Annotated in this window: 18 protein-coding genes; 2 read left to right on the top strand and 16 right to left on the bottom strand. The window is 64.8% G+C overall.

Annotation, left to right across the window (positions count from 1 at the left end; all coding sequences use genetic code 11):
• A complete protein-coding gene (gene sdhA / locus FFS18_RS10755) occupies window positions 1–1,815 on the top strand; it encodes a succinate dehydrogenase flavoprotein subunit (RefSeq protein WP_137870816.1) in 1,815 nt (604 codons plus the stop codon).
• Here sdhA and FFS18_RS17900 read toward each other — a convergent pair.
• The 8 genes from FFS18_RS17900 to leuC all read right to left on the bottom strand — a co-directional run bounded on the left by FFS18_RS17900 (window position 1,809) and on the right by leuC (window position 6,982).
• Window positions 1,809–2,168, bottom strand: coding sequence for a type II toxin-antitoxin system RelE/ParE family toxin (locus FFS18_RS17900; protein WP_171005288.1), 360 nt, complete (start codon window positions 2,166–2,168; stop codon window positions 1,809–1,811). The two genes, sdhA and FFS18_RS17900, sit on opposite strands and share 7 nt — an antisense overlap.
• Window positions 2,161–2,403, bottom strand: coding sequence for a type II toxin-antitoxin system ParD family antitoxin (locus tag FFS18_RS10745; RefSeq protein ID WP_120215302.1), 243 nt, complete (start codon window positions 2,401–2,403; stop codon window positions 2,161–2,163). Before FFS18_RS10745 ends, FFS18_RS17900 begins: the two co-directional genes overlap by 8 nt.
• Window positions 2,404–2,435: 32 nt before the next feature.
• The gene (locus FFS18_RS10740; protein WP_137870814.1) at window positions 2,436–2,723 is read right to left on the bottom strand and encodes a hypothetical protein; all 288 of its coding nucleotides are present in this window, start codon (window positions 2,721–2,723) and stop codon (window positions 2,436–2,438) included.
• A 75-nt stretch (window positions 2,724–2,798) separates the two neighbouring features.
• Window positions 2,799–3,008: a DUF167 domain-containing protein gene (locus FFS18_RS10735; protein ID WP_349304048.1), complete on the bottom strand. Its 210-nt coding sequence runs from the start codon at window positions 3,006–3,008 to the stop codon at window positions 2,799–2,801.
• 68 nt (window positions 3,009–3,076) lie between these two features.
• Window positions 3,077–4,072, bottom strand: coding sequence for an NADPH:quinone oxidoreductase family protein (locus FFS18_RS10730; RefSeq protein ID WP_137870812.1), 996 nt, complete (start codon window positions 4,070–4,072; stop codon window positions 3,077–3,079).
• A 10-nt stretch (window positions 4,073–4,082) separates the two neighbouring features.
• On the bottom strand, window positions 4,083–4,676 hold the full coding sequence (gene leuD / locus FFS18_RS10725; protein ID WP_137870811.1) for a 3-isopropylmalate dehydratase small subunit: 594 nt from the start codon (window positions 4,674–4,676) through the stop codon (window positions 4,083–4,085).
• Window position 4,677: 1 nt separating this feature from the next.
• Window positions 4,678–5,526 (bottom strand): N-acyl homoserine lactonase family protein, encoded by an 849-nt coding sequence (locus FFS18_RS10720; protein WP_171005287.1) that lies wholly within the window; start codon window positions 5,524–5,526, stop codon window positions 4,678–4,680.
• Window positions 5,527–5,551: 25 nt separating this feature from the next.
• Complete coding sequence (leuC, locus tag FFS18_RS10715) at window positions 5,552–6,982, bottom strand: 3-isopropylmalate dehydratase large subunit (protein WP_137870810.1); 1,431 nt, start codon at window positions 6,980–6,982, stop codon at window positions 5,552–5,554.
• A gap of 185 nt (window positions 6,983–7,167) precedes the next feature.
• Between leuC and FFS18_RS10710 the strand changes: the two genes are divergently transcribed.
• Entirely contained in the window at window positions 7,168–7,686 is a 519-nt protein-coding gene (locus tag FFS18_RS10710) for a sterol desaturase family protein (RefSeq protein WP_137870809.1), read from the top strand.
• A 98-nt stretch (window positions 7,687–7,784) separates the two neighbouring features.
• Here FFS18_RS10710 and FFS18_RS10705 read toward each other — a convergent pair whose 3' ends face one another.
• From FFS18_RS10705 to FFS18_RS10670, 8 genes are all read right to left on the bottom strand, one after another.
• The gene (locus FFS18_RS10705; protein ID WP_137870808.1) at window positions 7,785–8,465 is read right to left on the bottom strand and encodes a glutathione S-transferase family protein; all 681 of its coding nucleotides are present in this window, start codon (window positions 8,463–8,465) and stop codon (window positions 7,785–7,787) included.
• On the bottom strand, window positions 8,453–9,430 hold the full coding sequence (locus tag FFS18_RS10700; RefSeq protein WP_137870807.1) for an NAD-dependent epimerase/dehydratase family protein: 978 nt from the start codon (window positions 9,428–9,430) through the stop codon (window positions 8,453–8,455). The genes FFS18_RS10705 and FFS18_RS10700 overlap by 13 nt, the downstream gene beginning before the upstream one ends.
• 74 nt (window positions 9,431–9,504) lie before the next feature.
• A complete protein-coding gene (locus FFS18_RS10695; RefSeq protein WP_137870806.1) occupies window positions 9,505–10,785 on the bottom strand; it encodes a serine hydrolase domain-containing protein in 1,281 nt (426 codons plus the stop codon).
• 78 nt (window positions 10,786–10,863) lie between these two features.
• A complete protein-coding gene (locus FFS18_RS10690; RefSeq protein ID WP_137870805.1) occupies window positions 10,864–11,313 on the bottom strand; it encodes a hypothetical protein in 450 nt (149 codons plus the stop codon).
• A gap of 27 nt (window positions 11,314–11,340) precedes the next feature.
• Window positions 11,341–11,682 (bottom strand): nucleotidyltransferase domain-containing protein, encoded by a 342-nt coding sequence (locus tag FFS18_RS10685; protein ID WP_137870804.1) that lies wholly within the window; start codon window positions 11,680–11,682, stop codon window positions 11,341–11,343.
• On the bottom strand, window positions 11,666–12,085 hold the full coding sequence (locus tag FFS18_RS10680; RefSeq protein ID WP_137870803.1) for an HI0074 family nucleotidyltransferase substrate-binding subunit: 420 nt from the start codon (window positions 12,083–12,085) through the stop codon (window positions 11,666–11,668). The genes FFS18_RS10685 and FFS18_RS10680 overlap by 17 nt, the downstream gene beginning before the upstream one ends.
• Window positions 12,086–12,721: a CoA transferase subunit B gene (locus FFS18_RS10675; RefSeq protein WP_137870802.1), complete on the bottom strand. Its 636-nt coding sequence runs from the start codon at window positions 12,719–12,721 to the stop codon at window positions 12,086–12,088. It lies immediately after the preceding gene.
• The coding region (locus FFS18_RS10670) for an HAD family acid phosphatase (RefSeq protein ID WP_137870801.1) at window positions 12,721–13,520 on the bottom strand (800 nt) is incomplete at its 5' end. The genes FFS18_RS10670 and FFS18_RS10675, both read right to left, overlap by 1 nt.

Genomic DNA, 13,520 nt, shown 5'->3' with positions numbered 1-13,520 from the left:
ATGACCGACGCTTACAAGATTATCGACCATATCTATGACACCGTCGTCGTCGGCGCCGGGGGTTCGGGCCTGCGCGCCACGATGGGCTCTGCCGAAGCGGGGCTGAAGACCGCGTGCATCACCAAGGTGTTCCCGACGCGCAGCCACACGGTGGCGGCGCAGGGCGGCATCGCGGCCAGTCTGGGCAATAATTCGCCCGACCACTGGACCTGGCACATGTACGACACCGTCAAGGGGTCGGACTGGCTCGGCGACCAGGATGCGATCGAATATATGGTCCGCGAGGCACCCGCCGCGGTGTACGAGCTGGAACATGCCGGCGTGCCGTTCAGCCGCAATGCCGATGGCACGATCTATCAGCGTCCGTTCGGTGGCCATATGCAGAATATGGGCGAAGGCCCGCCGGTCCAGCGCACCGCCGCCGCGGCCGACCGCACCGGCCATGCGATGCTCCACGCGCTGTATCAGCAGTCGCTGAAATATGACGCCGACTTCTTCATTGAATATTTCGCGCTCGACCTGATCATGGAAGACGGCCCCGACGGCAAGGTGTGCCGCGGCGTCATTGCCCTGTGCATGGACGATGGCAGCATCCACCGCTTCCGTTCGCAGGCTGTCGTGCTCGCGACGGGCGGCTATGGCCGCAGCTATTTCACCGCGACGTCGGCGCATACCTGCACCGGCGATGGCGGCGGCATGGTACTGCGCGCGGGGCTGCCGCTGCAGGACATGGAGTTCGTCCAGTTCCACCCGACCGGCATTTATGGTGCCGGGGTGCTGATCACCGAAGGCGCGCGGGGCGAGGGTGGGTATCTCACCAATTCCGAAGGCGAGCGGTTCATGGAACGCTATGCCCCGTCGGCGAAGGATCTGGCGTCGCGCGACGTTGTGTCGCGTTCGATGGCACTTGAGATCCGCGAAGGCCGCGGCGTCGGCCCGCACGGCGACCATATCTTCCTGCACCTCGATCATATCGATCCCGCGGTGCTGGCCGAGCGGCTGCCCGGGATCACCGAAAGCGGCAAGGTGTTCGCAGGCGTCGACCTGACGCGCCAGCCGCTGCCCGTGGTGCCGACGGTCCATTATAATATGGGCGGCATCCCCTGTAACTATCACGGCGAAGTCGTGACGCTGGGCAAGGATGGCCCCGACACCGTGGTGCCGGGCCTGTTCGCGGTCGGCGAAGCGGCGTGCGTGTCGGTGCATGGCGCGAACCGCCTCGGGTCGAACAGCCTGATCGACCTCGTGGTATTTGGCCGCGCCACCGGGCATCGCCTGCGCGACATCATCAAGCCGGGCGCAGCACAGCAGCCGCTGCCAGCCGACAGCGCCGACCTGGCGCTCGGCCGCCTCGACCATTTCCGCCATGCCAAGGGCGGATCGCCGACCGCGGAAATCCGCACCGAAATGCAGCGCGCGATGTCGGCGCACGCCGCGGTGTTCCGCACCGACGAGCTGATGGCCGAGGGCAAGGAAAAGCTGACCAAGACCTATCAGCGGATGAACGACGTCGGCGTCACCGACCGCAGCCTGATCTGGAACACCGACCTTGTCGAAACGCTCGAGCTCGACAATCTGATCAGCCAGGCTACGGTGACGATGCATTCGGCATACAACCGCAAGGAAAGCCGCGGCGCGCACGCGCACGAAGATTTCCCGAACCGCGACGACGCGAACTGGATGAAGCACACCGTGGCGTGGTTCGACGGTTGGGGCGGCAAGGGCGGCGGCGTCCGCCTCGATTACCGGCCGGTGCACGAATATACGCTGTCGGACGACGTCGAGTATATCAAGCCGAAGGCGCGGGTTTATTGATGGAAGCGCGGCGTCGGGTTGTCGCCAGATAATGGCCAATTTGTCCTCGCCCTATGAAAAGTCCTCAATCTCGTCGGGGACGTCCTCGCGCTGGTGGAGGATGCGGACCAGATAAGTTCGGTTTCATTGTAGCGATAGATTACCCGGTGCGACCCTGATCTGATCTTGCGATAAGCTTGGGGCAATCCGAACGCGCCACTCCCGATCCCCGGAAATCGTGCGGCGGACCCGATTTGTCGGCGGATGTCGTCGATATATTGCTTCGCCTGTTTCTCGCCATGTTCGATAATGGTGTAATCGGCGATATCCAAAAGGTCGGCTTTGGCGCGTGGCCGCAGCACAATCTCAAGCATTCGGGAATTTTTCGGCCATAAAGGCATCCCAGTCGAACGGACGCGCCGGGCCGCTTTCTTCGCCTTCCTGAACGAGCTGCCTGAGACGCGCAATGCGAAGGTCGCGTTCGGCGGCACGACGCAAGGCATCGCGAACGACATCGCTGACCGATCCGAACTCGCCCGACGCAACCTTGCTCCGCGCATAGTCAGCCAATTCGTCGCTCAAGGCGACCGAGGTGTTCTTGATTGCCATGGCCCGAGTTTACCAAAATTTGGTAATGCGGTCTAGAACCAGCTTTCGAACAGGTTGACGTCCGAGAAGGGCTGGTCGACGTCCTGACCCATGATCCACAGTTTTTGGCACGCGATGCTAAAAAAGATCAGCGCGATCGTCCAGACGATGAAGGTCTTGCGGGCTTGCCAGCGGCGTTCGGCCTCGGCCGCCTTTGCGCGCGCCTTGTAATCGATGCCCAGTTCGCCTTCGAACTCGGCAACCAGCTGTGCGCGGCGGGTGCGCGAAATATTCGCGATGCTCGCGTTACTTTCGTCAGCCTTTACGCGGCGAGTCGCCATGGTTGTACCCTGACCAAGATAGTCCTGTGGTCAGTCATAGGGCACAGCCCCTGCGAAACCGTTAATTCGCGCCGATCAATCGGGCGCGATAGCGATCAGTTTTTTCCGTGCCGTCGCCCCGCGCAGCAGGGTCAGGTCGCGGCGCGGGCGGCCGAGCGCCGCAGCGAGCAGGCCGATGACCGCCTCGTTCGCGGCGCCGTCGGCAGGGGGTGCCATGACGCGCAGGCGAACCGTGGGTCCGTCGATCGTCACGTCGTCGCGTCCGGCGCCCGGCGTCACCCGCACCTCCAGCCGTCCGGTCGACGCCGCGAGATCGCGCAGCGCCGCCGTCAGCGCGGGATCGGGCCGATATTTCAGATCGTGATGACCAGCTTGCCGACCGCGCTGCGATCGCCGAGCTTGGCGATCGCCTGGCCGCCGTCGGCGAGGGGATAGGTGCCAGTGACGCGCGGATTGATCTTGCCCTGTTCCCACAGCTGGAACAGGCGCGCGACATGCGCGCGGTTGCGTTCGGGCTCGCGCGCGACAAAGGCGCCCCAGAACACGCCCGCGACGTCGCAGCTTTTGAGCAAGGTCAGGTTGAGCGGCAGGCGCGGGATGCCGGCGGGGAAGCCGACGACGAGATAACGGCCTTCCCACGCGATCGAACGCAGCGCGGGTTCGGCATAGTCGCCGCCAACCGCGTCATAGATAACATTGGCGCCGCCCGGTCCGACGGCTTCCTTGAACTTGTTCGCGAGCTCCTTCGACTGGTCCTTGTCGAACGGCTGACGGCCGTAGATCACCACCTCGTCGGCGCCGGCCTGCCGCGCGATATCGGCCTTCTCCTCGCTCGACACGCCCGCGACGACTCGCGCGCCGAACGCCTTGCCCAGCTCGACTGCCGCGATGCCGACCCCGCCCGACGCGCCAAGCACGAGCAAAGTGTCGCCTTCCTGGATATGCCCCCGATCGACGAGCGCGTGGATGCTGGTGCCATAGGTCATCAGCAGCGAGGCGCCGCCCGCAAAGTCATGGCCTTCGGGGAGGTGATAGACATTGTGGACGCCGACCGCGACGGCTTCGGCCATGCCGCCATTGCCGCAGCCCGCGATGACGCGGTCGCCGATGTTGAACCCGGTCACGCCTTCGCCGATTTCGGCCACCAGGCCCGCGACCTCACCGCCGGGGGCGAAGGGGCGCGCGGGTTTGAACTGATATTTGTCTTCGATGATCAGCGTGTCGGGGAAATTGACCGCGCAGGCCTTGACGTCGATGACGATCTGGCCCGCGCCCGCGGTCGGCCGCGGCAGCTCGCCAAGAACCAGCGTTTCGGGGCCGCCGGTGGCGGTCGACAAGAGAGCCTTCATCATCTTCTCCTCATAGTGTCGCGGGGATCAGCCAGGGCTGGTCCGTCGCCATTTTTTTCTCATGCGCGGCAATCGCCGCTTCGCTTTTTTCGGTCAGGGAAATCTCGTCGAGCCCGTTCAGCAGGCACATCTTGCGGAACGGGTCGATGTCGAAGCGGAAGCGGTCCTGAAACGGCGTCGTCACCGTCTGGGTGTCGAGATCGACATGGATCGGATCGGTCGCCGCTACCTCCATCAACCGGTCGATGGCCGATTGCGGCAGCACGACGGGCAGGATGCCGTTCTTGACCGCATTGCCGGAGAAAATGTCCGAATAGCTCGGCGCGATGACAACGCGGATGCCAAGGTCGCCGAGCGCCCAAGCGGCATGTTCGCGGCTCGACCCGCAACCGAAATTGTCGCCCGCGATCAGGATTGGCGCGCCCGCAAATTCGGGGTTGTCGAACAGATTGTCGGGGTCGGCGCGCAGCGTCTCGAACGCGCCGCGGCCCAGCCCTTCGCGGCTGATCGTCTTTAGCCATTTCGCCGGGATGATGACGTCGGTATCGACATTCTTCAGCCCGAACGGGATCGCGCGGCCTTCGACTTTTTCGATCGGCGTCATGCTATTCGGCGGCCTTCGGAAATGCGGGCAGCTTACCGACATCGCGCGGTTCGTGCTGGATGATCACGGTGGCTTTCAGGTTTTTGGCTAGCGCCTTGAACCGGCCAAAAGACGCCAACGTGTCGGCGCGGTTGGTGTTGAATGTCGGCACGCCATCGCTGTCGTAATTTTCCTGAAAATGCGCCTGATCGCCGGTCAGCAGCACCGGCCCCATTCCCGCCAGCTTTACCAGCAAGCTGTGATGACCCGGGGTATGGCCGGGCATGTCGAGCATCACGACGCTGCCGTCACCAAAAATGTCCTGATCGCGCGCCACCGGCTCGACCTTGCCGCCGCCGCTGATCCAGTGCGTGAAAGGGGTCGGATTGACAAAGGCGGGTGGTGGGTTCTGGGTAAGCAAATCCCAATCGTGCTTGCCGATGTATAGCTTTGCGCCGGGGAAATCGGGAAGCTGGGCGATATGGTCGAAATGGAAATGGCTGATACCGACGACGTCGATGTCGCCCGGCGTGATGCCAAGTTCGGCCAGCTGTTCGACGAGGGTGCGGTTAACCGAGGCCGACATGTCGCCCGTCGCGGTGAACGCCGCGCCCTTCAGTGCCGAAGGCAGGCCCAGATCCCATAGCATCAGCTGGTCGCCGTGGCGGATCAGGTAGCAACCGACGGTCAGGTCGCGGCTTTGCCCTGGATAGGCTTGGGTGTCCGAGAAGGCATTGAGCCGGTTGACGCGCACCGTGCCGCAATCGAGGCGGGTCAGGCTCACCTTCGCAGCGGCGGGCTTGTCCTGCGCCAGGACGGGCGTCGCCAGCGCCAATGCCGCTGCGGCCGATGCGATAGCTTTCCAGATCATGCCATTCCGCTCCTTCTTTTCACGCTTAGTCGATCAGTTCGCGCACGTCGGTGAGCCGCCCGGTGACCGCCGCCGCCGCCGCCATTGCGGGCGATACCAGATGGGTGCGGCTGCCCGGACCTTGGCGACCGACGAAATTTCGGTTGCTGGTGCTGGCGCAGCGTTCGCCAGCGGGCACCTTGTCGGGGTTCATGCCAAGACAGGCCGAACAGCCGGGCTCGCGCCACTCCAGCCCCGCGTCGGTGAAGATGCGATCGAGCCCCTCGGCTTCGGCCTGTGCTTTCACCAGCCCCGATCCGGGGACGACGATCGCCCATTTGACCCCCGCCGCCTTGTGGCGCCCTTTCAGCACGGCGGCGGCGGCGCGCAGATCCTCGATGCGGCTGTTCGTGCAGCTGCCGATGAAGATATTCTCGACCTGAACGTCCTGCATCCGGGTGCCGGGTTCGAGGCCCATGTAAGCGAGCGACTTGGCGGCGGCGGCCTGCTTCGACGGATCGGCGAAGCTCGCCGGATCGGGGACGGTGCCGGTGATCGGCACGACATCCTCGGGGCTGGTACCCCACGTGACGCTGGGCGCGATGTCGGCGGCGTCGATGACGACGGTCTTGTCGTAAGTCGCGCCCCGATCGGTCGCGAGGCTGGTCCAATAGGCGACTGCGGCGTCCCAGTCGGCGCCCTTCGGCGCATAGGGACGGCCCTTCAGATATTCGAACGTCACGTCGTCGGGCGCGATCAGTCCGGCGCGTGCGCCGCCCTCGATCGCCATATTGCTGACCGTCAGGCGGCCCTCGACCGACAAAGCGCGGATCGCACTGCCGGTATATTCGATGACATGACCGGTGCCGCCCGCGGCGCCGATCACGCCGGTGATGTGGAGGATGATGTCCTTGGCGGTCACGCCCGGGCCGACTTCGCCCTCAACGCACACTTCCATGGTTTTGGCAGGCTGGAGCAGCAGGGTCTGCGTCGCCAGCACATGCTCGACCTCGCTGGTGCCGATCCCGAACGCCAGCGCGCCGATGCCGCCGTGACACGCGGTGTGGCTGTCGCCGCAGACGATCGTTGTGCCGGGCAGCGAAAATCCCTGTTCGGGACCAACGACATGGACGATCCCCTGCTCGGGCGCGACCGCATCGATATAGCGGATGCCGAATGCGGGGGCATTGGTTTCCAGCGCCGCAAGCTGCGCCGCGCTTTCGGCGTCGGCGATCGGCAGGCGGTTGCCGCTCGCATCGCGGCGCGGCGTCGTCGGCAAGTTGTGATCGGGAACCGCAAGCGTGAGGTCAGGGCGGCGCACGGTGCGCCCGCTCGCGCGTAGCCCGGCGAACGCCTGCGGGCTGGTGACTTCATGGACCAAGTGGCGGTCGATGAAGATCAGGCAGGTGCCGTCGGGGCGCTGTTCGACAACATGCGCGTCCCAGATTTTTTCATACAGGGTGCGGGAGCGAGTCATGCGGTTCACTTAAGCCTGTAGGATAACAATGCAAGCGAGTGGCGATCCAAAACGCAATTTTCGGTCGTTGAGCGTCGTCGCCCCTGCGAAGGCAGGGGCCGTAGTCGGCCTTGATCAGCTTGGCCGCGTAAACCGACAGCGGCCCCTGCCTTCGCAGGGGCGACGAGATAGTCTATAATGCCCGCATGACCACGCTCGCCATCCTCGCGCTCATCCTCGCCACAGTCATCGCGATGGAATTCGTCGCTTGGGGCAGCCACAAATATATCATGCACGGCTTTGGCTGGGCCTGGCACCGCGACCATCATGAACCGCATGACAAGTTGCTGGAAAAGAACGACTTGTTCGGACTGTTCGGTGCAGCATTGAGCATTTCGATGTTCGCGGTGGGCAGCCCGATGATCATGGGCGCCAGTGCGTGGGAACCGGGGACGTGGATCGGGCTGGGGGTGCTGTTTTACGGCGTCATCTATACCGTCGTGCACGACGGGCTGGTCCATCAACGCTATTTCCGCTGGGTGCCGCGGCGCGGCTATGCAAAGCGGCTGGTGCAGGCGCACAAGCTGCACCATGCGACAATCGGCAAGGAAGGCGGGGTCAGCTTCGGCTTCGTCTTTGCGCGCGATCCGGCGAAGCTGAAGGCCGAATTGAAGGCGCAGCGCGCGGCGGGGATTGCGGTCGTGCGCGAGGCGCTGGTGGATTGACCGTTGCTCCCGCGAAGTCGGGGGGCCGTTGTCGGCATTGCCGGGCATCGCCGCGTAAACCGCTTGCGGCCCCCGCCTCCGCGGGGGCGACGGTGCTTCTAAGCCGTCCGGTAATCCGCGGTAATCGCGCCGCACGCGCGCAATTCTTCCTCATGCCCGACCTCGCGCCAGCTTTCGGCGAGCGCTTGCCTTTCCCATTCCAGCATCGCAGGGTGCGCCAGAATCTGATCGACCCACGCCTGCCCGGCACCGACGTCGAGGCCATAGGTACGGATACGGAACGCGACCGGCGCGAAAAAGGCGTCGACCGCGGTGAAATCCGGCCCGGCGAGCCACGGCCCGCCAAACTTCGTCAGCCCCTCCTCGAACAGCTCGCGGATCCGCGCGACATTGGCCTGGAGTGCGTCCGACATCGGCTTGGGCGTCACGCGGACCCCGACATTCATCGTGCAATCGTTACGCAGCGCCGCAAAGCCGCTGTGCATTTCGGCCGTGGCGCATTGCGCCCACGCGCGCGCATCGGGGTCGGTCGGCCACACCCCCGCGTGCCGGTCGGCGAGATAGAGGGTGATGCCGAGCGAGTCATAGACGGTGCGCCCTTCGTGTAGCAGCGCAGGCACTTGTCCGGTCGGCGAGAAGCTGCGGAAATCCTTGTAATTGGTGGGCTTCGTGAACGGCTCCACCCGGTCGCGAAACGCGATGCCGAGCGCGGTCATCAGCACCCACGGGCGCAATGACCAGCTCGAATAATTGCGGTTGGCGGTGATCAGCTCGTACATGCTTCGCGCTCCTGACGGATGATGGGGGAGGTGTAGGCCGGGTCGTGTGCGATGGGCAGCGGCCCCCCCTTGGCGAGTGCCGTCAGCACGCTGCCAAAATCGGTCCGCGCCCGCCAGCCGAACCGACGTTCGGCGCGCGACGGGTCGTAAACGCGCTCGATCCGGTCGGGAAGCACCCAGCCCGCGTGCGCATAAAGCCGGGCCGCATCGGGAAAATAGCGCGCGATGACCGCGGGCGCGTCGCGGGCGATTTCGGCGGCGTCCTCGCGCCCGAACGGCGGCGGCGCAGAGAGGATGAAGGTGTCGCAGCCGATGGTTGGCGCCACTTCCAGTGCGGCAAGATGCGCCGCCGCCGCATCCTCCACCGTCAGGCGGCGGTGGAGCAATTCGTTCGCCTTGAGGTTCGGCCCGCTAGGCACCGCATGGGTGTCGTCATCCTCGGGAAAGAAGCGCCCGGTGCGAAGGATCGCGACATTGATGCCATGCTCCCGGTGGACAAGGCGGCAGGCCTGCTCGGCGGCGAGCTTGGTGATGCCATAGATATTGCGCGGCTCCAGCGGACCGAAATCCTCGTCCATCCACCACGCGCCCGCGTCGCCCGCGCCCGCGCGGACGTCGGCGCGCACCATCAGCGAGGTGGTCGAGGTGAACAGGAAGCGATCATTGCCCGCTGCGACCGCGGCTTCGATCAGGTTCAGCGTACCGGTCACATTGACGTCGATAAAGGCTTGCCGCGGATAGCGGACGATGTCGGGTTTATGCAGCGCGCCGCCGTGGATGATCGCTTCGATGCCATGGTCAGCCATGGTCCGATCGACGAGGGCACGGTCGGCAACCGTGCCGACAACCTGGGTGTGGGTACCCGGTACAACGTCGACTCCGACGACCCTATGTCCATTCTGGCTGAGCAAGGGAGCGAGATAGCGCCCCAGCCAGCCCGACGATCCGGTGAGCAGCACGCGCATCGATGATCCTCCTCTTGCTGTTGCGCGCGCGCCGTAGCCAAGCGGCACGCCGGCGCGCAACCAGATCCCGCGCGTCAGCCTTTCGGAATTCCGTTGACCGGCGCCGCTGCCGCGGCGACGTTCCTTGCGGGCGGCAGTTCGCTAAGGTCGAGCCACCCCGCGTCGTCGCGCTTGTGATAGCTGTCGATCACCGTGAACGGGATGCGGAAGGGGAAACCCCAGTCGCTGTTCCACATCGCGACGACGCCGGTCCGCGTCGCGGGTTCGAAAATCATCGTCGCGCGGTAACCCGCAACGGCGCCCGAATGGCCTTCGAGCCGGTGACCGCCATAGGTGAAGCTGCGCCAGCCGAGCCCATAGGCGGCATCGCCCATCGCCTGGCGCAAATTACCCCCATAGAGTTTCGCGGTGCCGATGCGGGGGCGGTGGGCGAGCTGCAACACCGATTGCGGCAGCACGTCGGGGCGCGCGCCCATCATCGCCTGCATCCATTTCGCGAAATCGACGATGTCACTTTCGACCCCGGCGGCGGCGGGGACGCGCCAATAGGCCTCCTTGACCGGGAGCACGCGATGGCCGCGATGCGGCTTGGCCCAGTCGGCAGCGCCGGTCAGCCGCTCCATCCCGAAACCGGCGCTCACCATGCCAAGCGGCAGGAAAAACCGATCCTCGACGGCGCTGGAAAAGGGCTTGTCCGCCGCCGCACTCAAAATCTCGGTCGCCGCGTCGAAGGCGATATTCTGATAGGTGTGGCACGTGCCGGGGTCGCATTGGAGCGGCGCCGCGGCGAGGCCGGTGCGGATCTGCGCCGGGTTCTGCCCTTCCTCCAGCTTCTCGTCATAGGCGTTTTTGGTGAGCCCGGTGCGCTGGGCGAGCAGGTCGTCCAGGGTCACCTGCGCCTCGGCGCCGCGGGGCAAGCGCAGCGACGTGCGCCAGGCGGCGACCGGGCGGTCGAGATCGAGAGTGCCGTCTTTCGCGAGCGCTGCCGCCATCACCCCGGTCGTGGTTTTCGAAACCGAAGCCCAGCGGAACAGCGTTTGCGCGGTCACCGGCGCCCCCGTTGTTACGTCCGAAACACCATAGGCGCGGACAAAGCGCAGCTCGCCGTCTTCGACGACTGCCACCGCCAACCCTGCCATTTCGGGCCGTTGCGCAAGGTCGGTGAGCTGCCGGTCGAGCGCGCGATAATCGATCCGCCCGCGCCACTGCGCCGGGGTCTGTGGCAGGTTTTCCGGCGCGGTCATCGGAATAGGAACGCTGTCGAGCGGCTGCTTCCCGCCGATCGCGTGAATGCCGAACCAGCCCGAAAATCCCAATGCAGTAACCGCAATCAGGATCAGGACGACGCGCGACATGGAAACTGGTTTGAGCTGCGACCTCATAGTTGCGGCTGTCTTAGCCGCTGCTGTCCCCGTCGTCACCCCCGGAGGGTCTCAGGTCGCCAGATAACGCCAGGCTTTGACCGTACCGATGGCATAGACTGTCCCATCGAGGAGAACGATCGCCGACGACCAGATCGCGAAAGCGTCGCTGTGTTGCGGTCGCCACAGGTGGAGCGGCACAAAGATCAGCGCGCGGATCAGGTAGATGGCGGTGATGGTCACGAGCCCGGTGCGCAGCAGCGGCAGACGCGGGAGGGCGTCCGCGCCCGAAAAGGCGTAAGCAGCCCAGATCAGCAGCACTGCGCTGATTGCCAGGGTGATCAGCGTCGGGGTCCAGTCACCCCGCGCCGCCGCGCGCGCCATGCCCTCTCCGGCACCAAAGAAACGATACCAGTCGGGACCGCCGAAAATGCACGCGATATGGAGCAGCGCCGCCACAACCGACAGCCCGCCCCCGATGAGCAGCCACGTCGAACCGGGGTTGGCGGCAACGTCAGACATGCGCGTTCACCTCTGTTCGCGGCGCATTCATTGTTCGAGGTTCAACAAGTCGTCGCGGGTAAAGAGCAGCTGGCACTGCTTCAAAATCTCGTCGCGAACGCGCGGGTCGATCAGATCCCGCTCATGTTTCAGATCGGCCGCTACCGAGAGGTCGCTTTCTTCAAACGCAACGCCGAGATTCAGCATGGCGCGCAAATCGATCGGTCCGCTCAAGAGAAGGTCGAGATCGGAGCCGGGCCGCGACGTCCGCGCCGCGCGCGAGCCATAGAGGCTCACCCGGTCGATCTGATCGGCGTACGGCGAGAGAACCTTGGCGACGATGCGTATATCATCGACCGACAGGCCGATGGCGTCATACTCGACGCGCATCGGCATCCCGTTCTAGCGCGGTCAGTATCGCAAGGAATTGCTCGGCGATCAGTTTTAAACCCTGATCGCGGATTGGCTCGCTGTAGGTATGCGACAGTTGGTTGCGCAGCTTGCCCATCGCCAGCCATTCGTCGGCGGCCACAATCATCCCGGCAGCATGCGCGGCGCGAATGGTCGATGCCGGGGTCAGCGCTTCGGGTGGTGCCAGCTCTTCCGCAAGCCGATCGGCCAGCAGCTTCCAGCCCAATTCCCATGCAATCTCGAAACGCTGGACCATCCCCGCCTTTTCCAGTTCGCTCAGCGGACGGCTCTGGCGCAGTTCGACTGCCTCTCTCAGGCCCGCCAAGGCCCGCGAAAAATTGTCCAGACGGAGCCGGGAACGGGGCGGTGGCTTGTCATCCATTCAGGACAAGTAGCTTGCCGTCGTTTTGGCAGCAACATCTTCCGCCGTCACCCCCGGCGCGAGCTCGATCAGCTTGAACGGGCTGCTGTGGTCGTCGCGCTTGAACACCGCGAGGTCGGTGATGATCATGTCGACGACGTTCTGGCCGGTCAGCGGCAGGGTGCATTCGGGGATGAACTTCGGGCTGCCGTCCTTGGCGTTGTGCTCCATCACGACGATGATCTTCTTGACCCCGGCGACTAGGTCCATCGCGCCGCCCATGCCCTTGATCATCTTGCCGGGGATCATCCAGTTGGCGATGTCGCCATTTTCAGCGATCTCCATCGCGCCGAGCACGGTGAGGTCGATGTGGCCACCGCGGATCATCGCGAAGCTGTCTGCCGAGCTGAAATAGGCCGACTGCGGCAGCTCGCTGATCGTCTGCTTGCCCGCATTGATCAGGTCGGCATCTTCCTCACCCTCATAGGGAAAGGGGCCGATGCCGAGCATGCCGTTTTCCGACTGGAGCGTCACCGTCATCCCTGCCGGGATATGGTTCGCGACCAGGGTCGGGATGCCGATCCCCAGATTGACGTAATAGCCGTCCTGCAGTTCCTTTGCGGCGCGCGCCGCCATGTCATCGCGGGTCCAAGGCATTATTTCGGCTCCCAATTGGTGTCGGAGGGGAAGGTGTCGTCCCAGCCCAGTTTTTCCCATGGGCCATAGACGGAGTTGGGGAACAGGAACCAGCCCTTGTCCCAAAGCGCGGTTGCGCCGAGGCCGGTCGCGAGCGCCGTGCGCTGCGCGGCGGGCAGGTCCTTGACATTGAACTGCTGGCTGAAATCGCCGAGCTGGTCGCCCGCGAGGATGATGATGCAGTAACGCGATGCGATCGTCGCGCGGCGTGCGTCCTTACTCGAGCCGCTGGCGTCGTCGCCCATCAGGAACAGGGTCTCGCCATGCTTGAAATCACCCAGTCCGGCGGCGCGCAGCGTATCCTCGCTGCCCTTGGCGTTGGCGGCGCTGCGGTTGGTGTTGGCGACGACGGTGATGCCCGCCGCGCGCAGCCTGGCCAGCATCTCCACCGTGCCGGGCATCGCGACCGCCTTGCCCGCGCCGGTCTTTTCCCACTGGTCCCAGATTTTGGGGTCATATGATGAACCTTTTTCGGCGAAATAACGCATCGGGCCAAGGTTCCAGATCAGCGTCTCGTCGGCGTCGAACACCGCCGCGAACGGCTTGTTGCCGCACGGTTCAAAGCGCGGCGCGTCCATTGTCGCTCCGGCGGCAAGGATGACGCTGTCGGTCGGGCGCTGCTTGACCCGCGCTGCGGCATAATCCGCAATCCGCGCATTGGTCGCGCGAACGGCAATCGCCGCCTCGGCCGAACCATAGAGATATTGCAGCGCGACCGGCGGCTTGGCCGTTTCGGCGGGAGCGGCGGCGGGTGGTGGGG

Source organism: Sphingopyxis sp. 2PD (genome assembly GCF_005503695.1).
Classification (GTDB): domain Bacteria; phylum Pseudomonadota; class Alphaproteobacteria; order Sphingomonadales; family Sphingomonadaceae; genus Sphingopyxis.
Note: the sequence above shows the minus strand (reverse complement) of the source record. Positions and strands in the feature narration are given on the sequence as shown.